Below are 26,532 nucleotides of genomic sequence, written 5' to 3'. Positions count from 1 at the left end.
GTCATGGGGAGTTGTCTAATGTCGTCACATGCCAACGCCGCGACGAACCGACAGGCCGCCACCGGCAACCGGCGGCGGCGAGCGTGACGTACTGCTGGGCTTCCTCGACTACCTCCGGGATTCCGTCGCCCGCAAGATTCGCGGTGCGCCGGAACCGCAAGTACGCCAACCGGGCGTCCCTTCCGGCACCAACCTGCTCGGTCTGCTCAATCATTTGATCCATGTCGAGCGCTTCACCTTCCTCGGCGAGGATGTCGGCGACTGGTCCGCGACGTTTCACGCTGATTCCGACACCGCCGTCGATTCGTTGATCGAGGAGTACCGACGCGTCACGGCCGAAGCCAACAACGTCATCGTCAGCAACCCGGATCTCGAATCGCCCTGCGCGCGGCCCGCGCGCAGCGGTCGGTCACCGTCGGTGAGGTGGGCACTGATCCCCCATGATCGAAGAGACCGGCCGTCACGCCGGACACATGGACATCCTCCGGGAACTCATCGATGGGAGAACCGGCCGCTGAGATCGTCGAGATCTGAGCGGCTCTGGTCGGGCACCCGCGAGGCGCTGAATTGCCCGCGCCATGTCGCAGAAGTTGCCAGCAGCACGCCCACACGTCGTAAAGTGGCGAGAGAAACGCAGGGAAAGAGACCCCGGGTAGGTGAGACTCGTGCAGGAAAAGCCCGGGCCGCCCGCCGGTAGATGTCTGATCAGCGCGGACGACCTCGACCAGGCTGAAGAGCAGATCGGGGCTGCGTTCGGGGCAATCCGCATCGAGAAGTCGGCGTCCGGTGGCATCACCCGGACCCGGGTGTGGCGCAGCGATGTCGGAGCGCTCAGTATCGACGACTCCGAGTACACCTACGACATGAGCTACGAGATGGCCGCCCCCGAGAACATTTTGCTGTGCAGGGTGCATTCGGGCGTGCTCGAGGAGACCCCACTGCGGGGGCCGGCGCGCAGCCATGGAACCGGCGCGGTCGTTGCATTCGGCACCGCCGCGGGACGCCCACTGGTAGGACGGTGCCGACACGCGCGCTACCACATGGTCAACGTTCCACGGCGCGCTCTGGCTGAGGCTTTGGGCCGGGACCCGGATGCTGCGCCGGCGTACCTGACCGATTCGGCGCCAGTGTCCGCGGCCGCCAATCAGCATCTCGTCGACGTCATCGACCATATTCGTCACGGTCTACTCGGCAATCCGTTCGCCGCGGTGGAGCCGCTCATCTCCAGCGGTGTCGCCCGGTATCTGGCCGCCAGCATGTTGGCAGCGTTCCCCAACACGGCGGGCGACCCTCCGGGGCCGGTCGGTGACAGAGACAACCACGACAGTGACAACCACGATGCGCTTCGCCGTGCCACCGCATTCATCGATGACAACGTCCACGACGACATTTCACCGGCGGATATCGCTGACGCGGCGCGGGTCTCCGCGCGCGCACTGGAAACGCTGTTCGTCAGGCACCGGCAACGCTCGTCGACCCAATACCTCCAACAAATCCGATTGAGCTACGTCCACCGCGATCTCGCGACGGCTGACCCCGGAGTCACCAGCGTGGCCGGGATCGCCCGCCGGTGGGGTTTCTGGGATCTCGCCCACTTCCGGAGCAACTACCTCGAGCTCTATGGGTGCGCGCCCGAACACACCCTGAATCGCTAGGCGGGAGATGGCCGTGCCGTTGGAGGTCGGCTAGCCTGACGGACCGTGAACTCTTCCCGTGTGTCCCCATCGGTCGCCGTCGTGGCGTGCGCCGCTTCGCTTGTCCTGACTCTCGCCGCATGCGGCTCCGAATCGAGCGCGTCGCCGACCGATACGACCTCGCCGACCACACCCACCGCCGAGTATTTCCCGCCGCCGATCGCCGAGACTCCGGCGGCCGCAGGCAGCGGGTGCCCGGCGACGGCACCGGAGCAGAGCGCAGCGCCGGAATGGACACTGCCCGGCGCGAGCGGCAGCGTCGCGGTCACCGGTTCGACGGATACGACTGCTCCCGTCATCGACGTGACCGCACCGTTCAGCGTCGGTGAGACCCAGGTGCACACCCTGCAGGCCGGCGACGGGCCGGTCGTGGCCGACACAGCGACGGTCGCGGTCTGCTACATGGGAGTCAACGGCCGCGACGGATCAGTGTTCGACAGCAGCTACCAGGGCGGTCCACCCGTCGAGTTCCCGCTCGATGGGGTCGTGCCGGGCTTTCAGAAAGCCATCGCCGGACAGACGGTGGGTTCCACGGTAGGTGTTGCGATGACCTCGGCAGACGGCTACCCGGAAGGTCAGCCCGGCGCTGGCATCGCGCCGGGTGACACCCTGGTCTTCGCGATCAAGATCCTCGACGCCACGAGCTGACCCTCGGTAGCCGTGGTCGGTCGGCCCCACGCGGCCGCTCATGACTGCTGTGACAGAAAGTTCTCGAGCTTGTCGAGTTGTTGCTTGTAGCCCCACTTCATGCCGAACGCGGCCATCTTGGCTTTGTGGCCGATCTTGCTGACCGCGATGTGAAGGTGCACAGTGGTCATCTCCTCGCGCTGGACGAAGGTGACGTCGTTGGTGTGGTGAATCGTCGAACCCTCCTCCTCCCCCTCTGTCCAGGAGCGAGCGTCGTACGTCAGCCGCGCGTTGTCTTCGATGCGGGTGAAAGTGCCTTCCATGGGCCAGCGCGTCCCCCGGTACTTGCCCATGGCCGCGCCGGCCTCCATGACGACGTAGAGCCGGCCGCCAACACGGAGGTCGACGTCGCATTGGGGCACGAGGGTGTTCTCGGGGCCCCACCACTGCCGAAGGATTTCAGGTTGCGTCCATGCGCGCCAGACTGTTTCGACCGGGGCGCGGTATGAGCGTTCGAATTTCAGACTCTTGGTCTTCTTGAACATCTGCAGGATCATGAATTTTCCTCGGGTTACGGAATCAGCCGACGGATCGTGCGACGATGTCCACGATCCGGGCTTCGGCGGGTTCGTCGATTTCGGTTAGGAACCAATCCGATCAACTTGTGCGGTGCCCCCTCTTCGGGCGCGAGTGCGGCTTTCTCGGTCAGGCCGAACGACACGTAGTCGTCGGCGTCGACGCGGAAGAAGCAAATCACGGGACTGCTCTTGCTTTTCGCATATCCCGGCATGCCGTACCACAGCCGCGGCTTGAGCTCGGGGGCGGCTTTCATGATGATCTCGTGCAGCCGCGATGCGACGTCGCGGAACGCCGGCAGTTCGGCGATCTTGTCACGAACGACGTCCTCGTCGGTTTTGTGATCACCGGTCTTCTTCTGGCTCATCAAGTGTCCCTTCACGAGTGACGGAATCGAGATAGCGGCCCAACGAATCGAGTCGGATCTCCCAGAGCCGTTCGAACGACTCCGCCCAGCGACCGATCTCCTCGAACGGCGCGACCTCGAGGTGATAGATCCGGCGCCGCGCCCGCGCTTCGCCGGCGACGATTCCCGATTCATTGAGCACTCGCAGGTGTTTGCTCACCTGTGGCTGGCGAATACCCAGGGTCTCAGCAATGTCGCCGACAGACTGAGGCCCGGCGCGCAACAACTCGACGATCCTCAGACGACTCGGTTCACCCAGTGCCTCGAAGACCGTCGCCTGCATGGAGCAAACGTAGGTGTCGTGACATATTCCTGTCAAGGAATATGTCACGGGCCCTCGGCGCGTCGGCATCTTCTGGCGAAGTTCGGGTACTCCGTGTCGTCCACCCGTTACCGGCGTTGAGGATCCGACGTGAGTGAAACCAGCCAGCGCCAACTCGGCGATTCCGACAGCCCGATCGAGGACGAACTCGAGGAGACCTTCAACAGAACCCTCAACGAGGGCACCCAGCGCCTGCACCGCAGCTGGCACGAAGTGCTGGTCACCGGGTTCTTCGGGGGCACGGAGGTGGCAATGGGTGTGCTCGCCTATCTGGCCGTCCTGGAAGCTACGGGCAACCAGCTGCTCGCGGGTCTGGCATTCTCGATCGGGTTCCTGGCCCTGCTCCTGGGCCGCAGCGAGCTGTTCACCGAGGGCTTTCTGGTCCCGGTCACCACCGTTGCCGCAAAGCGCGCCAGTGTGCGCCAGCTTTTCAAGCTGTGGGGCGGAACACTGGCGGCCAACCTGGTGGGCGGCTGGGTAATCATGTGGCTGATCATGGCCGGGTTCCCCAAGCTGCACGCTCAAACCGTGGAGTCGGCGTCGCACTTCGCCACCGCCCCGATCTCGATGGAAACCATCTCGCTGGCACTGCTCGGCGGGATGGTGATCACGCTGATGACCCGCATGCAGCACGGCACCGATTCGGTTCCCGGGAAGATCGCCGCGGCTGTCGCAGGAGCATTTCTGCTCGCCGGATTGCAGATGTTCCATTCGATCCTCGACTCACTGCTGATCTTCGGCGCGTTCATCACCGGCCATGCTCCGTTCGGCTACCTCGATTGGCTGGGCTGGTTCGGCTACACCCTCGTCGGCAACATCGCCGGCGGCCTGATCCTGGTGACGCTTCTTCGCCTGGTGCGCAGCAAGGACCGCTTGGAGGAAGAGCGCAGTGAAGCCGAAGCCGAACGTTGACTTACCGCGCCTTGGCGCCGGCGCCATCCTGAATGGTGTTGCGGTGCAACGAAAGAGGCGGTCAGGCGCCCTGAGGCTACGCTGAACCGATGGCACTGATTCCCTCCGCGACCGATTCAGCGGTCGACTCGGTTCATCCACTCGTCCGCAAGGCCGCGGCATGGTCCTGGCGACTGCTCGTCATCGGCGCCGGCGTGCTGGCGCTGATCTGGATAGTCGGCCAGATTCAGGTGATCGCTGTGTCCCTGGCGATCGCCGTCATCCTCACCGCGCTGCTGTTGCCACCGGTTGATTGGCTGGACCGGCGCGGTGTTCCGCGTGGCGCGGGCGTGGCGCTGGTGCTTCTCGGCGGCACCGCAGTGCTGGGCGGTGTCCTCGCCTTCGTCATCAGCCAGTTCATCGCCGGGTTGCCCGCTCTGGGTGGCGAGGTCACCAGGAGCATTGACTCAGCGCGGGATTGGCTCGTCGAAGGTCCGCTGGGCATCAGTAGCGAACAGATCGACAGCTTCGGCAATTCGGCGATCGAAGCAGTACGCGACAATGAGGAACGGCTGACAAGTGGCGCGGTGGCCACGGCGACGACAGCCACCCAGATCGTCACCGGCGCCTTCCTGGTCCTGTTCGCGGTGATCTTCCTGCTGCACGGGGGGCGCAACATCTGGCAGTACGTGACCAGGCTGGTGCCGAGCGACTCGCGGAACCGCGTTCGGGACGCCGGCAAGTCCGGCTTCAACTCGTTGACGGGGTTTGTGCGCGCCACGTTCATCGTCGCTCTGGTGGATGCGATCGGCATCGGCATCGGCCTTGCCGTGCTGGGTGTACCGCTGGCGCTGCCGCTGGCCTCCCTGGTGTTCCTCGGCGCGTTCGTCCCGGTGATCGGGGCCGTCCTCACCGGTCTCCTCGCCGTGGTGGTCGCGCTGCTGTCGAAAGGTTTTTTCGTCGCGGTGCTGGTGCTGGCCATCGTCCTGGCGGTACAACAACTCGAGGGCAACATCTTGCAGCCGTTGGTGATGAGCCGGGCGGTGAAGATCCACCCGCTGGCAGTGCTACTGGCGATCTCGGCGGGGGCGGTGCTCGCCGGTGTGATCGGTGCGCTGCTTGCGGTGCCACTGCTGGCTTTCGTCAACAGCGCCACCGAACGGCTGCTGGCCGATCAACCTTCCGACGTACCGGCCGACGAACGGGTGGACGACATGTCCGACGTCGCGCCCACCGGAGGCGACGACGTCGGCGCGTAACACGGTCGTTCAACTCCGGCCGCCCTGGCCCGACCCAGGCGACGGTTTCGGCCGCCTGCGATCTGTGGTTGTCTTCGGGAGACGGAGCTGCAGGACAACGAAGGGGTCGAATCTTGGCGATCGGGCGATCCAACGAACCGTCCAATCCGTACGGGGGCCGGCCAGGCGGCGGTATCAGCCTGCCGGAGTTCTATCGCCCGTGGCCGGCGATCAGGAATCGCAACATGTTCCTGCCCGGAACCGAGGTGCTGCCTGAGAACGAGATGCGGGTGACGTTTCTCGGAAGCTCACCGTGGCCGCCGAACTCCCTGCAGAAGGGCACCTCGATGCTTGTCGAGCTGGGCAACGGCACCGCGCAGCCGCGCCGCTTCTTCTTCGATCTCGGCAACGGCAGTATCGGCCACGCGATCGCGATGCAGGTGCCCGCGGCGCTGATCAACGACATCTTCATCAGCCACCTGCACACCGACCATTTCGCCGACCTGCCCTACATGTACCCGTTCCGGGCGTTCTCGGGTGGATTCGAGCCGCTGCGCGTCTACGGCCCGTCGGGGCGAACACCGGATCTGGGCACTGCCGCGATGGTCGAGAACATGCGCAAGATGAACCGTTGGCACGAGGAGAATTTCAACGCCTGCCCGGTCGGTGACGGCCTCGAGATCGACGTGACCGAGTTCGACTGGACCGAGCGCAACGGGATCTGCTATCAGCGCGACGGTGTGACCGTGCGGCACTGGCCGCGCTCGCACGTCAAGGACGGGGCCTCCGCCTACCGACTGGATTGGGAGGACGCCGACTTGTCGTTCGTGTGGACCGGCGACGGTCGCCCCGACGAGTTGTCGGTGCGCTACGGGCAGGGGGCGGACCTCTTCGTCACCGAGGGAACCATCGACACCCCATGGCTGACCGGCCTGAAAGTGGGCGCGCCGGCAGAACTGTGGGAGTACGCGATGGACATCTTCCACACCCCCTATTACGCGGCAGGCTATATGTTCGCCCAGGCGCAGCCGCGAATGGCAGCCATCTGTCATTTCGAATGGGGTGACGACCAGTTGATGGCCGAATCGGTGGCCGAGGTGCGCGCGCACTGGGATGGCCTGTTCATGTTCGGGCTGGATCTCAACGTCGTCAACATCACCAAGGACGCGATCTGGTCGCGTAAGGCGGTGATTGCCGACGGGGCCTCCCCCGCCGCCATGGATCCTCGCTGGTTCCTGCAGCCCGGCCAGGAGCTGCCCGAGACCATCGCACTGCCGGAACCTCGAAACCCGCGAGAGGACCAGCAAGAGCAGTTCGTGCGCGACCTGGAGATCGATCCGCGCCTGTACTACCCCGAGGATGTCTACCGCGCACCCACCCAAACCTGGCCTGGAGTCACCCTGAACCCTCGGGAGATGCTCGCCGAACGGGGAATCGAAGTCGAACGCGGTTGGCGCGCAAAGTGATCCGTTCGGATCCGGCTCTGCTGGCGCCGGCGCCGGATAACCACCGGCTGACGGAGGGTTCGGGAACCCCGGTGCCTGTCACCGTTCTCACCGGCTTTCTCGGCGCCGGAAAGACCACCCTGCTCAACCGGATCCTGACTGGATCACACGGTCTGCGAATTGGAGTCCTGGTCAACGACTTCGGCTCGATCAACATCGACGCCGCCCTGATCCAGCACGCCACCGACAATGCCATCAGCCTCACGAACGGCTGCGTGTGTTGTGAGATCCGTGAGGACCTCGTTGCTGCATTGCGGCAACTGCTCGACAGCGCTGAGCTCATCGACTACGTCCTCCTGGAAGCCAGCGGTGTCGCCGATCCCGCGGGAATCACCATGACGCTGCTGGACGCCCGCTACGCGCAGTTGCTTCGGGTGGACAGCATCGTGTGCGTAGTCGACGCTGAGGGTGTTTTCCGCGAATCCGACGAGGCGTCACTGAACTCGCTCAAACTGCGCCAAATCGCCTTCTCCGATCTTGTCGTGGTGAGCAAGGCCGATCTGGTCAGCCCACTACACCTCGAGGTCGTCACCGACTGGATCGACCAGCACATCAAACGGATTCGTGTCATCACCACCAGCTACGGGAACGTCCCGCTGGAGGCGCTGTTGGGCGCTGGCCGCTTCGACCCGCGTGTGCTTCCGGGTTCCGACGCCGGACCGGCCACGTCCGTGCCGGACGGCGCCGAGGATCTCGAGCGCTGGAGTCACCGCAGCCGCAAGCGTTTCCGGGCGGACCTGCTGCGGCGGATGATCAGGCGTGAGCTCCCCGGATCGGTGTACCGGTGCAAGGGGATCGTGTACGTCACCGATTGCGACGGTCCGCAGGTCCTGCAGGTGGTCGGAAGGCGCTGTGAGATTACCGAATTCGACGGCGACGGGTCCTCGGGCGGCACCAGCCGGATCGTCGCCATCGGGCGGCGCCTCGACGGACCGCATCTCAACGAGCTGTTCACCAGCTGCGAGGAACCTTGACCGCGGCCTGTTCAGCCTCAATCGCGCTGCTGGCGATTGACTGATCACCCGGTCAGAACACCATCCACAGTCCCAGGGCGATCAGGAACGCGGTGAGCCCGAGCGTGGTCTCCATCACCGTCCACGTCTTGAGAGTCGTCTTGACGTCCATGTTGAAGAACCGACTGACCAGCCAGAAGCCCGAGTCGTTGACGTGGGAGAGCACGGTCGCGCCGGCAGCGATGGCGATCACCAGCAGCGTCAGCTTCACATTGCTGAGGTCGGCTTCGATCGCGGCGGCGCTGATCAGGCCCGCCGTCGTGGTCAGTGCGACGGTCGCCGACCCCTGCGCCACGCGCAGGATCGTGGAGATGATGAACGCCTGAACGATCAGCGACATCCCCAGCCCCGAGAGCGAACCGCTCAGAGCGTTCCCGATACCGCTCAGTCGCAGTACACCGCCGAACATGCCGCCGGCGCCGGTGATCAGGATGATCGCGCAGATCGGCCCCAGCGCCTTGTCGAAGATCGTGCCGACGTCGGCCATCGAGCGGCCACCGCGCAACCCCAGCACCAAGGTGGCCACGACGACGGTGATGAGCAGGGCCACACTAGTGTTGCCCAGCAGCTTCAGGTACTCCGCCCAGGTGACGCCGTCCTCGATCACGCCGGCGGTCATCAAGGTGTCGAGCACGGTGTTGAAGGAGATCAACACGAACGGCAGCAGCAGTATGCCAAGGACGGTCCCGAATGCCGGGGCTGTGCGGGTCATGGTGTCTCCTGTGGCCGAGACGCCCGCGCCGGTGCCGTCACCGTTGGTGGTCTCGTCGCGGCCGCCGTTCATCTCTCCGAACAGCGACGCCGGGACGTCGACGTGGATCTTGCGCCCGATCGCCTGGGAGACGAGATAGGCGCCGATATACCACGAGAGGACGGCGATGGGGGCGCCGAGGAGAAGCGTGACACCGATGTTCGCGCCGAACGCTTCGGCTGCTGCGACCGGACCCGGGTGCGGCGGCACCATCGCATGCATCGCGGCGAAAGCGCCGGCGGCCGGCAGGGCGAACAGCAGGAGCGAGCCGCCGAAACGCCGCGCGACCGTCATGATGATCGGCAGGAAGACGACCAGGCCCGCGTCGAAGAAGATCGGAAAGCCGAAGAGCAGCGCGGCGACGCCGAGCGCGAACGGCGCCCGTTTCTCCCCGAACCGGCCGATCAGGGTGTCGGCGAGGACCTGGGCGCCGCCGGTGATCTCCAACAGACGGCCGATCATGACGCCGAAGCCGACGAGCAGCGCCACCGAGCCGAGTGTGTTGGAGAAACCGAAGGATATGGCGCTTGGCACGTCCGCCACCGGGATACCGGCCGCCAGCGCCGTGAGCACGCTCACCAGGACGAGCGCCACGAAGGCATGCATGTTCACCTTGATGATGAGGAACAGCAGCACGGCGACCGCCGCCGCGGCGATCAGTAGCAGGGTGGTCGTGCCGTATGCCGGATCAATTGCTTCCACGAGGCCTCCGAACTGTCAGTGCCCGGCTCGTTCCGGGCGTGTCACGACCGTGAGTTGTGTGCATCGCCCAGCTCACCCGATGGTTCATCGGTCTGACTGTTCGCTTGCGGCGATATAGGTGTCGACGATGGCATCGATGTTCTGGTCGACGTCGATGTCGATGCCCTGTTCGTCGGATTCCAGCGGCTCGAGGGTTTTGAACTGCGACTCGAGCAGTGATGCCGGCATGAAGTGCCCGGGGCGGCTGGCTTGTCTCCTGCCGATGACCTCGGGGGTACCGGACAGGTGCAGGAACTCGATTGCCGCGCAGTGCCCACGGAGTTGATCGCGGTACTTGCGCTTGAGTGCCGAACAGCTCATCACTCCCCCATCGGGGTGGCCGGCCAACCATTGCCCGATCGCATCCAGCCATGGATGGCGGTCATCATCGTCGAGTGGTTCGCCGGCCGACATCTTGGCGACATTGGCGGGCGGGTGAAAGTCATCGGCGTCCGCGAACGGCACCCTCAGGCGCTGAGCCAGCGCTGCGCCTACGGTCGACTTGCCTGAGCCCGAGACGCCCATGACAACGATGGGTGATGCCATCCCCTCCACCTACTTGATCGTGTTTGGTGTCACACAAAGAATGGATCAAAAAGCATACGAATGCAAGATGTTTAGTAAATAAGCAGGTTTTTGAGCGCACAAAGCAGGAATAACACGATGTGTTGCGGCCAGATGGTCGACTTGTCCGTGCTGACCGTAGGTACCCCACCTGGGGGCTTTTCATCCGTTGCGTCTTGGTGTTGCGCTCAGCCGAGGTATTGGGCGATCTGGATCAGGTTGCCGCAGGTGTCGTCGAGCACGGCCGTCGTCGCCGGACCCATCGGCGTCGGTTCCTGGGTGAAGGTCACCCCGCACCCCCGCAGACGCTTGTACTCTCTGGCCACGTCGGCGACGGCAAACGACGTGAACGGGATGCCGTCTGCCACCAGCGCTTCCTTGAACGGCTTGGCTGCGGGATGTTCGTCCGGTTCCAGAACGAGTTCGGTGCCATCGGGATCTTCCGGCGACACCACGGTGATCCAACGATGCTCGCCCATCGGCACGTCGTGCTTCGCGGCGAACCCGAGCGTCTCGGTATAGAAGCGCAGCGCCTTGTCCTGGTCGTCAACGAACACGCTTGTCAGATTGATTCTCATCGGTCTTCCTTTCCTGGCGGCTCGAGCCAGCGCGCGACGATCGGTTCGAGCGGTGCGGTGTTGATGTAGTGGAACTTGTACCGGCCTTGGCGGCGCGTCTCGACCAGCGCCGCCGCCTCCAGGACGTCGAGGTGCTGCGAGACCGCCTGCCGCGAGGAGCCCAGACCGTGCTTGGTCGCCAGCCGCGAGCAGATCTCGAAGAGCGTCTGCCCGTTGCGGTCTGTCAGCTCGTCGAGGATGGTGCGGCGCGTGGGGTCAGCCAGTGCTTTGAAGACGTCGCCCACGCGTGACACGCTATGCAAGCAGATACTTGCCTGTCAACGATGTGACACGGGTACGCGGCAGGCCATGATGGAGGTCATGGAGTCGACCCGTGTGGACCGGTGGTTGTGGGCGGTCCGCCTGACAAAGACCAGGCCGGACGCCGCTGCAGCGTGCCGGGGTGGCCATGTGCGGATCAACGACCGGCCCGCCAAACCCTCCGCCACGGTGTCTCCCGGTGACGAGGTGCGCGCCCGATTGGGCGACAGGACGCGCATCGTCGAAGTGGTGCGGGTGATCCAGAAGCGGGTTGGGGCAGCCGATGCCGTGACGTGTTATCTCGACCGCACCCCCGCCCCGGCGGCCACTCCTCAGGTGCCGCTGGCGGTCCGGGACCGCGGTGCCGGCCGGCCGACCAAGCGCGACCGCCGCCTGCTGGACAAGTGGCGGGCAGCCCAGCAGTGATCATGCCCGCCGTGGTGGCGTTTCTTACGTAGATGTGACCAGCGCGGCGATTCGCGCTGTGGAACGTAACGGCAAATCGTCACATGACGAACTGACGGATGGCACTGCTTTCAGCGGTCCGCTCGTGATGCGGTGGATGCGAAGCAGTGGCATCCGATCCAGTGAACCTGCGCTGACCGCACACCTTTTCGTGAGGTACGCGCTGTCGTGCGCGTCCAGAGAGAACGGCAACAAATCACATGGAATTCATGCTCAGTTTGAGCCGCCGGCTACAGGCCGGCGCGCTTGCAGCGCTGCTGCTGACGGGATTGGTCGCCGTCGCAGGCACGCCGGCCACCGCGGGTGCCTACTCACGGCCCGGTCTGCCGGTGGAGACGTTGATGGTGCCGTCGGCGGCCATGGGCCGTGACATCCCTGTCAGGTTCCAGGGCGGCGGCACCAAGGCGGTCTACCTGCTCGACGGGTTGCGTGCCCGTGACGACAACAGCGGCTGGGACATCGAGACCGCGGCGTTCGAGAACTACTTCGAGTCGGGACTGTCGGTCGTGATGCCCGTTGGCGGGATGTCGAGCTTCTACACCAACTGGCAACGTCCGGCTGTCGGTAACGGCAACACCTACAACTACCAGTGGGAGACCTTCCTGACCTCTGAGCTGCCCGCCTATCTGGCGGCCAACAAGGGCATCTCGCCCAGCGGCAACGCCGTGGTCGGCTTGTCGATGTCGGGTAGCGCGGCGCTGATCCTGGCGGCCTATCACCCGAACCAATTCCGTTACGCGGCTTCGCTGTCGGGTTTCCTCAACCCGTCCGAAGGCATTTGGCCCACCTTGGTCGGGTTCGCGATGCGCGACGCCGGCGGCTTCGACGCCACCGCGATGTGGGGTGCTGGTGGCGGTCCGGCGTGGCAGCGCAACGACCCGACGCTGCAAGCCGGACGGCTGGTGGCCAACGGCACCCGGATCTGGGTGTACACGGGCAACGGCAGGCCCGGTGACCTCGGCGGCGGCGGCGACATCCCCGGCCAGCTGCTCGAGAGCATCACTCAGGACAGCAACAAGGCGTTCCAGCGCCGGTACGAGGCCGCCGGCGGCGGCAACGGCGTCTTCAACTTCCCCGCAAACGGCACCCACGGCTGGGGATACTGGGGTTCGCAGCTCAACGCGATGAAGCCGGACATCCAAGGCACGCTGGGCGTCTGACGTCCGAAACGTGTCGACCACCGCAGATCCAAAGATCTGCGGTGGTCGAAGCCCTGTCCGCGCGGACGCGGTCAGGACGGGTGCGTGGCTTGCCACCGCGGCGCCGGTCGACCTTCAGATGGGCCGCAGCCCGCCCGTGTGCTCGCCGCCACTCCCTTGTTGTTGAAGAAGATCTTGGCTCAGTTCGGCCAGTTCCAGGCCGGTTGCCCGTAGTAGGCGTCGGTGGCGGTGTGCTCGGAGTATGAGCGTCGCCCGACATCGTCCATCGAGTCGGTGGAGTCGGCTCGCACGACTGCGGCCGCGGCGACCGCAACCGCGAGCAGCAGACCCAGCAACGCCACAACCACACCGATCTTGTCCATCACCCGCGTGACGCTCGTGCGTTGATTACGGTCGCGCGGCATCGGGGCGTCCGAGTTGCTGTGGGCAGTAGGTACGCAACACAGACGTCAGAAACTGCCACGCTTGCTCGGTGGTGGCTCCGTGTTCGAGTTGGCCGTGAATGAAAGTGGCTGCAGCATCGGCATCCTTGTCGACTCCGCGGTCCAGCCGCTTGCAGGTGATCGTGCCGATGAAGGCGTTGTAGTCCTTCTGACCGTAGATGCCATAGGTGTGCAGCTCGTCGGTGAACGTGGTGTCGGAGTCGGCGGCCGCGGGCGCTGCCGGCACCAGAATGCTCAGCACCCCGGCAGCCAGCATCATCGCGTTCAGTCGCCTCACAGCGTCACCCCCGCTGTCGGATCCGTCTGGAAACGATCAGTTTTCGGCCACGGGGAGGCTATCGGGCGCATCCGGACTCGTTGCGGCCACCAGAACCAGCGACCCAACAGGGTAGCGATCGAAGGTGTCATGAAGGACCGGACCACTAGGGTGTCGAATATCAACCCGAGCCCGATCGTGGTGCCGACCTGGCCGATGACCCGCAGGTCACTGATCGCCATCGTCATCATGGTGAACGCGAACAGCATGGCCGCGGCGGTCACCACCCGACCACTGCCGCCCAGGGTGCGGATGATGCCGGTGCGCATGCCCGCCGGCACTTCCTCCTTCAATCGGGAGACCACCAACAGGTTGTAGTCAGCGCCCACCGCCAGCAGGATGATCATCGCCATCGGCATCACCATCCAGTGCAGTTCCAGGCCAATCAGGTGCTGCCACAACAACACCGAGATGCCGAACGAGGCACACAGCGACACCGCGACCGCACCGACGATCACCGCCGCGGCCACGATTGCCCGGGTGATGATGAGCATGATCAGGAAGATCAACCCAAGCGCGGCGATTCCGGCGATCAGCAGATCGTAGCGGGTACCGTCGGCCATGTCCTTGAAGGTCGCCGCGGTGCCGCCGAGATAGATCCGCGCGCCCTCCAGCGGGGTGCCCTTCAGGGCCTCCTTGGCCGCTTCCTTGATCGCGTCGATCTTCGCGATGCCCTCGGGCGACATCGGGTCACCTTCGTGGGCGATGATGAACCGCACCGCATTTCCGTTCGGTGACAGGAACTGCTCCATCCCGCGCTTGAAGTCGGCGTTTTCGAATGCCTCCGGGGGCAGGTAGAACGAGTCGTCGTTCTTGGCCGCATCGAACGCCTCCCCCATCACCGCGGAGTTCTCCTGCATCTCGATCATCTGCTGCTGCATCCCGTTCTGGGTCTGGTACAGAGTCAGCATCATCTGCTTGACCGACTTCATCGTGTCGATCATTGTCGGCATCAACGCCACCATCTGCGGCATCAGCGTATTGAGGCGCTCCATCTCCGGGATCATGTCCTGAACGCCGTCGGTCATCGCGTTGATGCCGTCGAGCGCATCGAAAATCGACCGCAATGCCGAGCAGACCGGGATGTTGTAGCAGTGCGGTTCCCAGTAGAAGTAATTGCGCAGCGGACGAAAGAAGTCGTCGAAATTGGCCATCTGGTCCCGGACTTCGGCGAGCGTCATGCTCATGTCCTTCATCTTCACCACCATGTTGTTGGTGGTGTCAGCCATCTGCACGGTGATGGACTGCATCTGCTCCATCGTGTCGATGTTGATCTGCATGTCCTCGGCCTGCTTGAGCATGTCGGCCGTGCGCTCGCCCTGATACTGCTCGTTGAGTTTGCTCAAAGTGCTCTGCTGTGAGATCGCGTACGGGATCGTGCTGCGCTCGATGGGCCGACCGTCAGGGCGGGTGATCGTCTGCACCCGGCCGATGCCCGGAACCCGGAAAACCGCCTTGGCGACTTTGTCGATGATCAGGAAGTCCGCCGGGTTCCGTAAGTCATGGTCGGTCTCGATCATCAGCAACTCCGGGTTGAGCCTGGCCGGCGAGAAATGCCTTTCGGCCGCGGTGTACCCCTGGCTCGACGGGATGTCCGAGGGAAGGTACTTGCGGTCGTTGTAGCTCGTCTGATAACTCGGCAGGGCGATCAGGCCGATCAGCGAGATCGCCAGCGTGGCAACCAAAATCGGCCCGGGCCAGCACACCACCGCAGCACCGACCTTGCGCCAGCCCCGAGCTCGCAGTGAGCGTTTGGGGTCCAGCATCCCGAACCGGCCGGCCACCACGACCAACGACGGGGCGAACGTCATCGCGAACGCGATCAGCACCAACATACCGATGGCCAGCGGAACACCCAGCGTCTGAAAGTACGGCAACCGGGTGAAGCTCAGACAGAACGTGGCGCCCGCGATGGTCAGACCCGACCCGACGATGACATGGGCGGTGCTTCCGAACATGGTGTAATACGCAGACTCTCGATCCTCACCGATGCCCCGGGCCTCCTGATATCGACCGATCAGGAAGATCGCGTAGTCGACCGCGATCGCGATGGCCAGCGTGACCAGCAGACTGGTCGCGAACGTCGACAACCCGATGACGTCGTGATAGCCCAGGAAGGCGATCGTGCCGCGCACCGTCATCACGCTCACCCCGAGCGTCGCCATGATCAGCAGCGTCGTGACGATCGAGCGGAAGAAGCCCAGCAGGATCACCGTGATGACTACCATCGTCAGTGCCTCGACCATCCGCATGCTGGTGTGGCCGGCCTCCTGTTGCTCTGCGGCCAACGCGGCGCCACCGGTGACGAAGGCCGTCACGCCCTCGGGCGCCTCGGTCTGCTCGATGATGCGGTGCACGGCGGCCACCGATTCGTTGGCCTTGGCCTCACCCTGATTCCCGACCAGGTTGATCTGGACGTACGCGGCCTTGCCGTCACCACTCTGCACGCCCGAGGAGGTCAACGGATCATTCCACAGATCCTGGACGTGCTCGACGTGTGCGGTGTCGGCCCGCAGCGCAGAGATCAACTTGCCGTAGAACTCTCGGGCCGGCGGCCCCAGCGGCTCGGTCCCCTCCAGCACGATCATGGCCGAGCTGTCGGAGGTGTACTCCTCGAAGACCTCACCGATCCGCTGCGTCGCCACGGCCGCGGGCGCACCGTGGGGGCTCATCGACACCGACCGCATCTCGCCGACCTTCTCGAGCTGCGGGGTGGAAATGTTCAGGAAGGCCGCCAGCGCAATCCAACCTACGATGATCGGGATGGACAGGTTGCGAATCACGTAGGCGATGCGGCCCAAGTGGGCGCGGCGGTGGATCGGCACCGGGATCTCCTCGGTGACCGTATCCGGCGTCGGGGCGCTCACGCGGACTTCACGATGCAGTAGGTCTGGGCGTTGTATCCGTCAACCACGCGCTCGGCGCGCAACTCGTCGTCGACGTACACCCGGCACCCCAGCGAATCAGCGTCACCCTGGGCGATCAGGGTGGCCGAGGCCGAGGGGTCCGTCGTCGAGAGGGTCAGCGACCAGGGCAGTACGGCTTGGCTGGCCCGTTGGGGCGCCGCGTGCAGATCCAGATAGTTGATGTCGACGACGGCTCCTGGCGTGCCGAACACCTCGTAGCGCACCACCTTGGGGTTGAACCGTTCGGCGTCGCCGGCGAAGTTCTGCGGTACCACCAGCACCGGGTCCCTCCCGAAGATTCCCCGGATCTGATCGACAGCCGTACCCCCAGCCGCGATCACCACCACCATCACCAGTGGTAGCCAAATGCGTTGGAGCACTCTCATACTCGCGATCTCCCTGTGACGACTGCCGAAGGCGTTCCCAGTCGAACGACTGCTTGAACTTATACAGTCGGCAGAGTTAACTCAACCCATCGGCAGGAGCTGTGAACGCACTTACGGACGCAATCAAACGTGGCCCAGATCACGGAGGGGCCCTGCCGGTACTGTGCCCAGAGGAGGTCTCAGCGATGGCAAAGCCGGTGGCGGCGCGCGGCTTCGCGCGTGACCGTGTCGTGGATGCCGCTCTGGAACTCTTCGCCCAGCGCGGCATCCGTGGCACCTCGATCCAGATGATCGCGGCACGTCTGGGCGTCACCAAGGCCTCGGTGTACTACCAGTTCCAGTCCAAGGACGACATCGTGCTCGCGGTCGCCAAACCGCTTATCGACGACATCCGACACATCCAGCGAGTTGCGGCCATGCTTCCGTCACATCAGGCGCGCCGCGATGTCGCGCTGAGCGGACTGATCGACCTCGCGATCCGGCATCGACAGGTCGCCAACGTGATCTACGGCGACCCGTGCATGCGGCAGCTGATGAACAACCGCCCCGCCCTGCGCGAGACCATCGACGGGTTCACCGGACTGCTGTTCGGCCCCGAGAGCACCGAGACCGAAGTGGTGGCCATGACGCTGCTCACCGCGGGCATCTACGGGTGCACCGCAGACGTCCGCCTCGACGGGATCAGCGATGACGCTCTTCGCGCGAAGTTGCAGGAGGTCGTCAGGAGATTCGCTTCGACGGTGTAGTCGCGTCATGGTGCCCAACGGCTCGTAGGTCTCAAGGAGCTGAAACCCCACTAATCCTGCTCAGCACCGAGCTGCACGATGATTGCCTTCGAGCTTCTCCTGACCACCGTCAGCTGTGCCGCAATACTCGCCGAAGATCGCCGTGTCGCGGTCGCGGATTGGAATCCCGGCGATACGTCCGACTGTGACGGTCGTTCCGTTGTGTCAGCAGAAAGTTGGACACCGCCCACGAGGCGGAAGATCCGGTCCAGGCCGGGCGAACGCACTGGGTCCGGCCTGGTCCGGCAACTAGTTCGGATCCGTAGTCGACGCTACTTCTCGATCACCGGTCCCGGCTGCGGCCGGGATGGCTGGTCGTCGCATGTCGCCCAGGTGTAGCGCTGCTCGGTGTTGGTGTGACTGTCTCCGAGCATGAACGCCCGGTGGTGACGGCGGTTGGTACGGGCGATGGTGGCTAACCACGTGGCGACGGTGCTGATGCGATTGCTGACCCCGGTGAGGAACGCAATGTGCAGTAGGCCCCATGCCAGCCAGCCCGGGAAGCCGGCGACCCTGATGGGCCCGACCTGCAAGAGGGCGTTTCCACGGCTGATGTACGCCGCCGAACCCAGGTCGCGGTAGCGGTACGGCTTGCGGGTTCTGCCCTCGAGTTCGCGCCGGATGCACGCGGCGACGTGCAGTCCTCCCTGCATCGCGTTCTCGGCGACGCCGGGAAGCCCATCGCGACCGACGAGATCACCGATGACAAAGATCTCGGGACGTCCCGGCACCGACAGGTCGGGTTCGACGTGAATCCGACCGGAGCGGTCAGAAGCGGCGCCGACGACGTCGGCGAGGTGCCGCGCGAAGGGCACGGCTTCGACTCCAGCGGTCCACAGCACGGTACGGGCTGCGTACTCCTGGTCTGCACCGCCGGCCTTCGGCGAGACGGTCACGCCGTGCCGGTTCACATCGGTGACATGCACCCCCAGCCGCAGCTCCACGCCGAGGCGCTGCAGGGTGCTGGCGGCCTTGCCGGCCAGATCCGGTGCGAAGCTCTTCAGCACCCGATCTCCACCGTCGAACAGCAGCACCCTGGCGTCCTCGGGATCGATACTGTGGAACTCGTTGGACAGCGTCCGCGTCGCCATCTCCCGGATCTGTCCGGCCAGTTCCACCCCGGTGGGACCACCGCCGGCGACGGCGAAGGTCAGCCAGCTGTCACGCTCAGCGCCCGGCGGAAGGGTCTCGGCGATCTCGAACGCGGTGAACAACCGCTGCCGGATACTCAGCGCGTCATCGAGGGTCTTCATCCCCGGCGCCCACTGTGCGATGTGTGCGTTGCCGAAGTAGGACTGTTGCATACCGACCGCGACGACGAGCACGTCGTAGTCGACGGTGAACGTGGTCTCATCGGGTCGGCGCGCGGTCACCCGACGCGAGTCCGCGTCGAGTTCGAGGGCCTCGCCGAGCAGCGTGGTGATGTTGCGGTGGCCGGCGAACTGCTCGCGCAGCGGGCGGCTGATCTGGCCGATGCTCAGGGTCCCGGTGGCGCACTGGTAGAGCAGCGGCTGAAACAGGTGACCGGCTGCGCGGTCGAGTACGGTCACGTCGACGTCGGTGCCGCCCAACCTTCGTGCACAGAACAGCCCGCCGAAGCCGCCCCCGATGATCAGTACCCTGAGGCGTCGGTTCGTCATGACACCCGACCGTAGTCTTCCCCCAAATCGGCTCGACGCATCCTCGGGAAGACGACAAACTGGGCACGGTGTTGACCTCCGACCAGATCGCCGACCGGACGGCCCGGGCGGTGGCGGCCGCGACGGCCGCCGGCCACGACTTCGGGCTGCGTGTGGACGAACCCCGGGTGCTCTACGACGTGTTCTCGGTGATCGTTCATCTCGCTCCGGCTCCGGTGGTGGTACGCGTGCCGACGGTTCTCCCCCGGTCCTACCTCGAATCTCCCGCGCGCCAGACCGCCCAGCAGCGCTCGGAGATCGCGGTGACGGGTTGGCTTGCCGATCGCGGCCATCCCGTGGTCGCCCCGAGTCCTCTGGTTCCGCGTGAACCCGTTCGGCGGCACGGATTCTCGATGACGTTCTGGGATCATGTACAAGAGATCCCGGATGCGGTGATCGATCCCGCGCGACGCTTCGAGGCTACCGCTCGTCTGCACGCCGCGTTGCGCGGCTACGACGGCCACCATCTCGGCTTCTGGACGCCGTTCAACGACTACATTCCCGACGGTCTTCACGAACTCGGACAGCGACCGGACCTGCTGAGCGTTGCCGATCATGCCCGGGCGCAACGGGAATGGTCGCTGCTCGCTTCGGCCCTCGCGTCTCGGACGGCCTTCGCGGAGGCATTCCCCGGGGTCGGCTTTCAAACGATCCACGGTGACGCGCCGTTCCACAACCTGATCAACACCGCCGACGGTGAGTTGTGGTCCGATTTCGAACTCGTCACCACCGGCCCGGTCGAGTCCGATCTCGCGATGGCAGGACCCGAGGGGGTGGCCGTCTACAACGATGCGGCAGCCCGCCTGGGGTTGCGTCCGGTGCACGAGCCGGCGCTGCGGGTCACGGAGGCGGCCGCTCTTCTCGCGGCTGTTGCGTGCCTGGGTTTGGCGCCGCAGCTGCCGATTCTGGTGGATGCCGTGAAACCGATCGTTGACCAGTGGCGCGCCGGCCCGTCGATCGCCGAGATGATCGAGTGACGATGAGTGGGATGCCCGAACAGGAGTTCCTGCGTCGGACCCGGGACGGCTACGACCGCACCGCGGTGCCGTTCGCCGAACGCTTTCAGCGCCACCTCGACGACAAACCGGTGGACCGGGCGATCCTGGCCGCGTTCGCCGGCCTCGTCGCGAGAAGGCCGAGTGCCCGCGTCGTCGACATCGGCTGTGGATCGGGGGTCGCCACCGCCATACTCGCTGACCTGCAGCTCGATGTAGTCGGAATTGATCTGTCCCCCAACATGGTCGCCGAGGCACGCCGGCGACTGCCCGGGCTCGAGTTTCGCGTCGGCTCGATGACCGACATGGAGCTGCCCTCCGAGAGCGTCGACGGGGTGTGTGCGTGGTACTCGATCATTCACCTCCCGGATGAACACCTGCCCAGCGCGATGGCCGAGTTCCACCGGGTGCTCGTCCCGGGCGGACTGGTACTGCTCGCGTTCCAGGTCGGCGACCAACCCAGAGTGCTCACGGACGCCTTCGGCCACAGCGTCGATCTGACGTTCCACCGACGGCAACCCGAAGCGGTGGCGGCCATGCTGACCGACGCCGGGTTGCCGGTGTGGGCGCAGACGGTTCGGCAGGCCGACGACGACGGTGTCGAATCAACGCCGCAAGCCTTCCTGATCGCCCGCAAGCGATAGGGCTACCCCGTCGCCGCGAGCAGACGAGCGGCCCCTGGGCCGTCGAGAGTGCAGTCCGGCGTCCGGCGTCCGGAGGTGACGAGCAGGAGGTCTATCGCGCGTCCTCGGGCCTCGGGACCGTCTCCGATCCCGACGCCAGTATCCGTCGCGACGAGTCGCAAGCCCTGCACCCTCTCGCGCCCACCCTGGAGTGATGCCGCAGTCCTGGCTTGATAGGCCAGCGCCGACGCCACTGCGGCGGGCGGGTAGGTGGCCGCGATCCCCAGCGGTCTGCGGATATCCTCGCCGTGGACGATCGCCTCCACGAGTCGAGTAGCCACCCGGGCGGCCGGTGGCGTGAGCGTCAGCCCGGTGGCGGCGTCCATGGCGTCGAGTGTGGCTGGTGGATCGTCGCGTCGCTCCGCTGCGACCCCGGCGGCGTTGTCACCGTCGAAGTCGAACCGCGCAGCGATCATCCGTCGGACGAAACGCAACCTCGACGTCTTCGCCGTGTCGAGCAGATGAGCAAGCACATCGTGCACGGTCCAACCCGCACACAGCGACGGCGTCGACCACGCCTCGGCTGGAAGGCCGCGCAGGTCGGAAACCAGTTGAGCGCGTTCGGCGTGCACGATCGACCACACAGTCGAGGCATTCAGTGTCATCGGCGTCATTGGGTTCATTGCGTTCTCCCGGAGTCGGCGGGCATCTCGACATATCGACTCCGCCGCGCCGGCGGAGTCATCGCGAGCCGATCCGGCGAAGCCTTAGCCTGGGTGTTGATGTCCGACGAGGATCGTGTCCGATGGGACCGGCGCTACGCCGACCGTGGTTCGGTGACGGTCGACGACGTCGCTCTGCCTGCCGTGTTCCAGCCGTTCGCGCAGGAGTTCCCGACCGCAGGTCGCGCGCTTGATCTCGCGTGCGGAGGCGGTGGAGCCGCGGTGTGGTTGGCACAGCGTGGAATGGACGTCTGGGCTGTGGACGTGTCCCCGGTGGCGATCGCACAGGCCCGCGAACTCGCCGAACAATGCGGCGTGGCTGCTCACTGCCACTTCGAGGTCTGCGATCTGGACCACGGTCTGCCCTCGGGACTGTCCGCAGACGTGGTGATCTGCAACATGTTTCGCGACTCTCGCCTGGACCGCTCCGTCATCGAGCGGCTCTCGCCTGGCGGACTCCTCGCTGTCAGCGCGCTCAGCGAAGTCGGGGCATCACCGGGACCCTTCCGGGTCACGTCCGGCGAGTTGCGACAGGCGTATCGCGCACTCGAGGTGATCGCCACCGAGGAAGCGCACGGTCAGGCGTGGCTGCTGGCCCGCGCCGGGCCAGACGATTCACCGGCCCCGCGGTGACATGCCGTGCCGGACGTTGGGGATGATCGACCGGTGCACCAGCCACCACTGACGGTCCCGGCACTGCTCGCGAACGCGGTTCGGGAGTTCGGTCACCGCACCTACCTGGTGACCCCCACAGAGCGGCTCACCTACTCGTCGGCCGATCGACGCTCGGCCGAACTCGCCCGGTGGTTGCTCGCGCAGGGTGTCGGCAAAGCCACCCGCGTGGGCCTGTTCTTCCCGAACGGCGCCGAATGGGTGACCTGGTGGCTCGCGGTGTCGCGGATCGGGGCGGTTGCAGTGCCGTTGAGCACGATGTACCGCCCGGCCGAGATCGCCAAGGTGGTACGGCTGGCCGACATCGGACTGCTGATCGCCCCCGACCGGGTGCTCGACATCGACGTCGCGGAGCGGTTCGAAACGGCTTTTCCGGAGTTGACCACGCAAACTTCTGAGCGCCTGGCGCTCGATCGGGTGCCGTTCCTGCGGCGGATCGTGCTGACCGGCAACAGTCGGAGACAGTGGGCGGGCAGTCACCGTGACACTGACGCGGAGCGGGTCCCCGACCGCGTCCTCATCTCCGCCGAGGCGGAGGTGTCCCCCGCTGACCTTGCGATCATGGTGCACACCTCTGGATCCACCGCCGACCCGAAGGGCGTACTACACACCCACGGCACAGTAGCCCGGCAGACCTCGACATGGCCCGCAGCGGTCCGCGCGATCACCGGATCACCATCGGCGCCGGTGATTCTGTGCGCGATGCCGTTCTTCTGGATCGGCGGCGTGCTCGCAGCCACCGGCGCATTGCACGAACCCGTGACCCTGCTGGTGATGCCCAGGCTCGACGCCGGGATCGCGCTCGACCTCGCCGAGGCCGAGCGAGCGACCGGGATCGTGGGCTGGCCGGCGTTCACCCAGCGGATGCGGGAGCATCCCAGCTTCGCCGGACGGGACCTGTCTGCCGCGCCGATGCTGCGCGACGGTCCGTTGGACATCGCCATGACCGACGTCCCCGACGGCTTCCCGGTCCATCGCACGATGTCCGAGACCGCCGGCGGATTCGCCTACACGGAGATGAAGATCGTCGACGAGAGCGGGCTGCCCGTCGGTGAGGGAACGGTCGGCGAGTTGTTGGTCCGGGGCGTCGGCGTGATGGCGGGATACAACAAGCGGGAACGCAGCGAGACGTTCGATGCCGATGGCTGGTACCACACCGCAGACCGGGTCTACCGCAACGCCGATGACCCACGGCTGTTCTACGTCGGCCGTTCCAGCGAGCTCATCAAGACATCCGGAGCCAACGTCTCACCGTTGGAGGTCGAGGCGGTGATCGAAGGTTTCGACGACGTGGCGCAGTGCGTGGTGCTGGGTGTCGTGCACCCCGAGCGCGGTGAGGAGGTGTGCGCCGTGCTCGTGCCCACCGACGGTGACCTCGACGTGGAGTCGCTGGCCCGCCGTACCCGCGATGCGCTGTCCTCCTACAAGGTGCCGACGCGCTGGGTCACCGTGTCCAGCGCTGAGATCCCGACCCTCGGCAGCGGAAAGCTCGACCGAAAAGCACTGCGCGCCTGGGTCGCCGACAACCAGCGCTGAAACATCGCAGGAACCAGCCGGGCGCTCAGTTCTGCCGCGGGAGCAGTTCCCCGACGAAGGACTCGAGGTCATCGGCGAACCCGGGCAACTGATCAGGTGCGACATCTGCGCCAGGCTGACCCCGAACCGAACCTTCACGCCTACCTCCTGGCTTGCACTGTCGCGCCTGGGCAACGCACGCCGATGTAGTTTTGTGCCCATCGCGGGTGGCGAGCCGGCTCAGGGTGATGGGATCGGCAGTCGTCGGCGGTGACAGGATGGCCACGTGGCAGAACGCATCACGTTCCCGAGTAGCAGCGGTCCGGCGTTGGCCGGTCTGATCGACCCACCTGCGGGCGAGGTCCGCGGATGGGGGGTGTTCGCCCACGGGTTCACCCTCAGCAAGGACTCGCCGGCCGCGAGCCGGATCTGCAAGCAGCTGGCCAGCGAGGGGATCGGCATGCTGCGGTTCGACAATCTCGGACTCGGAGATTCCGAGGGCGACTGGGGCGACGGTTCGTTCTCCCACAAGGTGGCCGACACCGTGCGCGCGGTGGAGTTCATGAACGAATCCGACCGTGAGGTCCGGCTTCTCGTCGGGCACTCCTTCGGGGGGTCAGCAGTGATCTCGGCGGCGCACAGCTGCCCGAGCGTCGCGGCGCTCGTCACCGTCGGCGCACCCGTCGAACCCGCGCACGTCGAGCACAACTACGACGCCCTCGTACAGCGGATCGAAGCAGAGGGTGAGGCGCCTTTTCTGATCGGGGGCAAGGCGCTCACACTTCGCCGGCACTTCATCGAAGACATTCGCGCCACCGATCTTCGCGAGTGCATCAGCTCCCTGCGGCGCGCTCTTCTCATCATGCACTCCCCCACCGACAACACGGTCGGCATCGAGAACGCGAGCGAGATCTTTCGCACCGCGCGGCACCCGCGCAGTTTCGTTTCGCTGGAAGGCGCCGACCACCTGCTCACCGAGAAGAATCAGGCGGCACGGGCGGCCCGCATCATCAGTGCGTGGGCCGACCCGTACCTGTGAGCGCCTGACTCAGTCGTCGCTGCCCGAATCCGAGCCGCTCTTCTGCGAATCCGAGGCGGAGTCGCTTCCCTTGCCGGCCGGGGAGTCGTCGGACTGGCCGGCCTTGGAGCCCGGCTTCTTGAAGCCGTCGGTGACCTTCGAGATGGTGGAGCTGATGCTGCTGCGCACCTGCTTCACGGTTTCGCTCGCGGCGCTCGGCTTGCGATGTTTGGGCCCGGTCTTGGTGGACTCCTCGGCCTCGGCCTCGGCCTCAGCCTCGGCCTCGGCTGCAGTGTCGGCGACGTCGGCAGTGTCGGCATCAGTGTCGGGGGCGGTCGGGTCCGGGGCGCTGGACAGCTGCGTCGTCGCGGCGTCGGTTCCGGTGGTCTGCACCGACTCGGAATTCTCGACCGTCTCCGGCGCCGCTGCGGTCACCGACTCCGTGGCGTCAGGGTCTTCGAAGACCGGCCCGGGCACCGGTTCGTTGTCGGGATTGGGGACGAACGGGGCACAGATCGCGCACTGCGTACCCAGCACGAAGGGGTTGAAGGCGGTGTTGAGGCCGGTGCCGAGGCTGACCAGGCTCCCGGTGACCAATTCCGGTGTCACCGGTTTGATCGAGGACACATCCGGTGTCACGGTCAGGCTGTTGTAGAAGCTGGTGAACGGTTCTGTCGCATCCAGCTTGACGGTCTGACCGGACCACGGCACCTCGGGTCCGTCCTCGTCCTTCACATAGCACTGGCCGGCCTCGTCGCAAGTGATGCCCGCGCGGGTCTCCGGATAGGTGTAGCCCTCCGGCGAAAACAGTGCTGCGACATGACGAAGATCAAACATTTTGCTCAGAATTCCGACGGGATCGTCACACGCGCCGGGACCCGTCCCGGTGCACCCGGTATGCATCGGCAGTTGCGAGGCGGCGATCGCTGCGAAAATGTTGCCCAGCGGCACGGCCAGGGCCGGGAACGGAATCAGGATGTTCGTGATCGCCTGGTATCGCGACGGGTCGGCGGGGTCGGTGCCGAGGATGTTGGTCTGGCTGTAGAGCCACCAACTCCCGGTGTATCGCAGGTTCCTGCCCAGGCCCGGGACGCTGCCTTCGGGCTGTGTCAGCGTGACACCTTCGTAGGTGGGTTGGAAGCTGAAGTCACCCTCGGGGTCAGACCCCAGTTGCACGTTGCCCTCCCCCAGTGCGGTGAAGAAGTTGAACGGCGTGTTCGCAAGGGCGATAAATAGATTCGCCGGAATGTTGAAGAGCTCGCTGCCGTCGGAAGTGGTGGCGAACGGCGCCGCGTAGGGCAGCTCCGTCGGCTCGCTGCACAGGGCGCTCGTGTCACCCTCTGCGCAGGTCTGCGCGGCCGCGGCCAAACTGACGTCCCAGCTGGCCGACCGTGATTCGGGCTGTGAGGGGGCGATCGGCGTCGCGGATATGACGCTGGCACCCACCAGCGCGACGCCGGCGGTGAAATAGGAATGTGCCAATGTGGGCATGAGGCTTCTCCATGTTGCTGTGCTGGGCCCCGACCCGCACAGAACGTATCCAAACCGTGGCCGATTTGTCTACCTGACGCGACGAAATTCATCGTCACAATACATTTGCTGACGAGGGCGTTAGTTAATCTCTGTAGTCAACACAGCAAA

General features: G+C 65.4%; 29 protein-coding genes and 1 pseudogene. 16 read left to right on the top strand and 14 right to left on the bottom strand.

Features of this window, described 5'->3' with window-relative positions; all coding sequences use genetic code 11:
* Positions 1-28 precede the first annotated feature (28 nt).
* The 4 genes and pseudogenes from BEMPMBAN_RS33150 to BEMPMBAN_RS13050 all read left to right on the top strand — a co-directional run.
* Positions 29-376 (top strand): annotated as a pseudogene (locus BEMPMBAN_RS33150) (mycothiol transferase); the annotation flags it as partial.
* Positions 377-440: 64 nt separating this feature from the next.
* Positions 441-518: a mycothiol transferase gene (locus BEMPMBAN_RS33145; protein WP_425294973.1), complete on the top strand. Its 78-nt coding sequence runs from the start codon at positions 441-443 to the stop codon at positions 516-518.
* Positions 519-665: 147 nt separating this feature from the next.
* Positions 666-1,655, top strand: a complete 990-nt coding sequence (locus BEMPMBAN_RS13055) for a helix-turn-helix transcriptional regulator (RefSeq protein ID WP_234897438.1) — start codon at positions 666-668, stop codon at positions 1,653-1,655.
* A 60-nt stretch (positions 1,656-1,715) separates the two neighbouring features.
* The gene (locus BEMPMBAN_RS13050) at positions 1,716-2,342 is read left to right on the top strand and encodes an FKBP-type peptidyl-prolyl cis-trans isomerase (protein ID WP_159230864.1); all 627 of its coding nucleotides are present in this window, start codon (positions 1,716-1,718) and stop codon (positions 2,340-2,342) included.
* Positions 2,343-2,380: 38 nt separating this feature from the next.
* On the opposite strand, the gene BEMPMBAN_RS13045 is transcribed toward BEMPMBAN_RS13050, so the two are convergent.
* Genes BEMPMBAN_RS13045 through BEMPMBAN_RS13035 form a run of 3 tightly spaced genes read right to left on the bottom strand, consistent with a single transcriptional unit; the run spans position 2,381 to position 3,586 of the window.
* Positions 2,381-2,878: an SRPBCC family protein gene (locus BEMPMBAN_RS13045; protein ID WP_159230804.1), complete on the bottom strand. Its 498-nt coding sequence runs from the start codon at positions 2,876-2,878 to the stop codon at positions 2,381-2,383.
* Between the two features lie 14 nt (positions 2,879-2,892).
* On the bottom strand, positions 2,893-3,264 hold the full coding sequence (locus BEMPMBAN_RS13040; protein WP_234897437.1) for a DUF1801 domain-containing protein: 372 nt from the start codon (positions 3,262-3,264) through the stop codon (positions 2,893-2,895).
* On the bottom strand, positions 3,242-3,586 hold the full coding sequence (locus tag BEMPMBAN_RS13035; protein ID WP_159230803.1) for an ArsR/SmtB family transcription factor: 345 nt from the start codon (positions 3,584-3,586) through the stop codon (positions 3,242-3,244). Before BEMPMBAN_RS13035 ends, BEMPMBAN_RS13040 begins: the two co-directional genes overlap by 23 nt.
* 129 nt (positions 3,587-3,715) lie before the next feature.
* Here BEMPMBAN_RS13035 and BEMPMBAN_RS13030 point away from each other — a divergent pair, with 129 nt between their 5' ends.
* From BEMPMBAN_RS13030 to BEMPMBAN_RS13015, 4 genes are all read left to right on the top strand, one after another.
* Positions 3,716-4,537, top strand: coding sequence for a formate/nitrite transporter family protein (locus BEMPMBAN_RS13030; protein WP_159230802.1), 822 nt, complete (start codon positions 3,716-3,718; stop codon positions 4,535-4,537).
* 89 nt (positions 4,538-4,626) lie between these two features.
* Positions 4,627-5,775, top strand: a complete 1,149-nt coding sequence (locus tag BEMPMBAN_RS13025) for an AI-2E family transporter (RefSeq protein ID WP_159230801.1) — start codon at positions 4,627-4,629, stop codon at positions 5,773-5,775.
* 113 nt (positions 5,776-5,888) lie between these two features.
* Complete coding sequence (gntH, locus tag BEMPMBAN_RS13020) at positions 5,889-7,220, top strand: guanitoxin biosynthesis MBL fold metallo-hydrolase GntH (protein ID WP_200845964.1); 1,332 nt, start codon at positions 5,889-5,891, stop codon at positions 7,218-7,220.
* Positions 7,221-7,291: 71 nt separating this feature from the next.
* Positions 7,292-8,233 (top strand): CobW family GTP-binding protein, encoded by a 942-nt coding sequence (locus BEMPMBAN_RS13015; RefSeq protein WP_159230800.1) that lies wholly within the window; start codon positions 7,292-7,294, stop codon positions 8,231-8,233.
* A 52-nt stretch (positions 8,234-8,285) separates the two neighbouring features.
* On the opposite strand, the gene BEMPMBAN_RS13010 is transcribed toward BEMPMBAN_RS13015, so the two are convergent.
* The 4 genes from BEMPMBAN_RS13010 to BEMPMBAN_RS12995 form a co-directional block, all read right to left on the bottom strand.
* Positions 8,286-9,725, bottom strand: coding sequence for a GntP family permease (locus BEMPMBAN_RS13010; protein WP_159230799.1), 1,440 nt, complete (start codon positions 9,723-9,725; stop codon positions 8,286-8,288).
* 84 nt (positions 9,726-9,809) lie between these two features.
* Positions 9,810-10,310 carry a gluconokinase gene (locus BEMPMBAN_RS13005; protein WP_159230798.1) on the bottom strand — a complete coding sequence of 167 codons (501 nt, stop codon included), beginning with the start codon at positions 10,308-10,310 and terminating at the stop codon, positions 9,810-9,812.
* A 206-nt stretch (positions 10,311-10,516) separates the two neighbouring features.
* Entirely contained in the window at positions 10,517-10,906 is a 390-nt protein-coding gene (locus BEMPMBAN_RS13000) for a VOC family protein (RefSeq protein WP_159230797.1), read from the bottom strand.
* On the bottom strand, positions 10,903-11,190 hold the full coding sequence (locus BEMPMBAN_RS12995; RefSeq protein WP_159230796.1) for an ArsR/SmtB family transcription factor: 288 nt from the start codon (positions 11,188-11,190) through the stop codon (positions 10,903-10,905). The genes BEMPMBAN_RS13000 and BEMPMBAN_RS12995 overlap by 4 nt, the downstream gene beginning before the upstream one ends.
* A 76-nt stretch (positions 11,191-11,266) precedes the next feature.
* On the opposite strand from BEMPMBAN_RS12995, the gene BEMPMBAN_RS12990 reads away from it, so the two are divergent.
* Together BEMPMBAN_RS12990 and BEMPMBAN_RS12985 are read left to right on the top strand one after the other, a co-directional pair.
* The gene (locus BEMPMBAN_RS12990; protein WP_159230795.1) at positions 11,267-11,632 is read left to right on the top strand and encodes an Hsp15 family ribosome-associated heat shock protein; all 366 of its coding nucleotides are present in this window, start codon (positions 11,267-11,269) and stop codon (positions 11,630-11,632) included.
* Between the two features lie 248 nt (positions 11,633-11,880).
* The gene (locus BEMPMBAN_RS12985) at positions 11,881-12,831 is read left to right on the top strand and encodes an esterase family protein (protein WP_425294972.1); all 951 of its coding nucleotides are present in this window, start codon (positions 11,881-11,883) and stop codon (positions 12,829-12,831) included.
* Between the two features lie 179 nt (positions 12,832-13,010).
* Here BEMPMBAN_RS12985 and BEMPMBAN_RS33040 read toward each other — a convergent pair whose 3' ends face one another.
* From BEMPMBAN_RS33040 to BEMPMBAN_RS12965, 4 genes are read right to left on the bottom strand one after another with little or no spacing between them, the layout of a single operon-like run.
* Positions 13,011-13,196: a hypothetical protein gene (locus tag BEMPMBAN_RS33040; RefSeq protein WP_425294971.1), complete on the bottom strand. Its 186-nt coding sequence runs from the start codon at positions 13,194-13,196 to the stop codon at positions 13,011-13,013.
* A 22-nt stretch (positions 13,197-13,218) separates the two neighbouring features.
* The gene (locus BEMPMBAN_RS12975) at positions 13,219-13,530 is read right to left on the bottom strand and encodes a DUF732 domain-containing protein (protein WP_159230862.1); all 312 of its coding nucleotides are present in this window, start codon (positions 13,528-13,530) and stop codon (positions 13,219-13,221) included.
* 17 nt (positions 13,531-13,547) lie between these two features.
* Complete coding sequence (locus tag BEMPMBAN_RS12970; RefSeq protein ID WP_425294970.1) at positions 13,548-16,457, bottom strand: MMPL/RND family transporter; 2,910 nt, start codon at positions 16,455-16,457, stop codon at positions 13,548-13,550.
* Positions 16,454-16,882 (bottom strand): MmpS family transport accessory protein, encoded by a 429-nt coding sequence (locus tag BEMPMBAN_RS12965; RefSeq protein ID WP_159230793.1) that lies wholly within the window; start codon positions 16,880-16,882, stop codon positions 16,454-16,456. Before BEMPMBAN_RS12965 ends, BEMPMBAN_RS12970 begins: the two co-directional genes overlap by 4 nt.
* 185 nt (positions 16,883-17,067) lie before the next feature.
* On the opposite strand from BEMPMBAN_RS12965, the gene BEMPMBAN_RS12960 reads away from it, so the two are divergent.
* Positions 17,068-17,628 carry a TetR/AcrR family transcriptional regulator gene (locus BEMPMBAN_RS12960; protein ID WP_159230792.1) on the top strand — a complete coding sequence of 187 codons (561 nt, stop codon included), beginning with the start codon at positions 17,068-17,070 and terminating at the stop codon, positions 17,626-17,628.
* A 311-nt stretch (positions 17,629-17,939) separates the two neighbouring features.
* Here the strand turns inward: BEMPMBAN_RS12960 and BEMPMBAN_RS12955 are convergent, their stop codons facing one another.
* The gene (locus BEMPMBAN_RS12955) at positions 17,940-19,307 is read right to left on the bottom strand and encodes an NAD(P)/FAD-dependent oxidoreductase (protein ID WP_159230791.1); all 1,368 of its coding nucleotides are present in this window, start codon (positions 19,305-19,307) and stop codon (positions 17,940-17,942) included.
* 68 nt (positions 19,308-19,375) lie between these two features.
* Between BEMPMBAN_RS12955 and BEMPMBAN_RS12950 the strand changes: the two genes are divergently transcribed.
* Complete coding sequence (locus BEMPMBAN_RS12950) at positions 19,376-20,323, top strand: phosphotransferase (RefSeq protein WP_159230790.1); 948 nt, start codon at positions 19,376-19,378, stop codon at positions 20,321-20,323.
* Positions 20,324-20,325: 2 nt separating this feature from the next.
* Positions 20,326-20,985, top strand: a complete 660-nt coding sequence (locus BEMPMBAN_RS12945) for a class I SAM-dependent methyltransferase (RefSeq protein WP_234897443.1) — start codon at positions 20,326-20,328, stop codon at positions 20,983-20,985.
* A gap of 2 nt (positions 20,986-20,987) precedes the next feature.
* Here the strand turns inward: BEMPMBAN_RS12945 and BEMPMBAN_RS12940 are convergent, their stop codons facing one another.
* Complete coding sequence (locus BEMPMBAN_RS12940; protein ID WP_159230789.1) at positions 20,988-21,629, bottom strand: maleylpyruvate isomerase family mycothiol-dependent enzyme; 642 nt, start codon at positions 21,627-21,629, stop codon at positions 20,988-20,990.
* Positions 21,630-21,746: 117 nt separating this feature from the next.
* Here BEMPMBAN_RS12940 and BEMPMBAN_RS12935 point away from each other — a divergent pair, with 117 nt between their 5' ends.
* The 3 genes from BEMPMBAN_RS12935 (at position 21,747) to BEMPMBAN_RS12925 (ending at position 24,912) form a co-directional block, all read left to right on the top strand.
* The gene (locus BEMPMBAN_RS12935) at positions 21,747-22,319 is read left to right on the top strand and encodes a class I SAM-dependent methyltransferase (protein WP_159230788.1); all 573 of its coding nucleotides are present in this window, start codon (positions 21,747-21,749) and stop codon (positions 22,317-22,319) included.
* A gap of 33 nt (positions 22,320-22,352) precedes the next feature.
* On the top strand, positions 22,353-23,894 hold the full coding sequence (locus BEMPMBAN_RS12930) for a class I adenylate-forming enzyme family protein (protein WP_159230787.1): 1,542 nt from the start codon (positions 22,353-22,355) through the stop codon (positions 23,892-23,894).
* Between the two features lie 265 nt (positions 23,895-24,159).
* Positions 24,160-24,912: an alpha/beta hydrolase family protein gene (locus BEMPMBAN_RS12925; RefSeq protein WP_159230786.1), complete on the top strand. Its 753-nt coding sequence runs from the start codon at positions 24,160-24,162 to the stop codon at positions 24,910-24,912.
* Between the two features lie 9 nt (positions 24,913-24,921).
* On the opposite strand, the gene BEMPMBAN_RS12920 is transcribed toward BEMPMBAN_RS12925, so the two are convergent.
* Complete coding sequence (locus tag BEMPMBAN_RS12920) at positions 24,922-26,382, bottom strand: hypothetical protein (RefSeq protein ID WP_159230785.1); 1,461 nt, start codon at positions 26,380-26,382, stop codon at positions 24,922-24,924.
* Between the last annotated feature and the right edge of the window lie 150 nt (positions 26,383-26,532).

The sequence above is a fragment of the Mycolicibacterium austroafricanum genome (genome assembly GCF_902705885.1).
Taxonomy (GTDB): Bacteria; Actinomycetota; Actinomycetes; order Mycobacteriales; family Mycobacteriaceae; genus Mycobacterium; species Mycobacterium vanbaalenii_A.
Note: the sequence above shows the minus strand (reverse complement) of the source record. Positions and strands in the feature narration are given on the sequence as shown.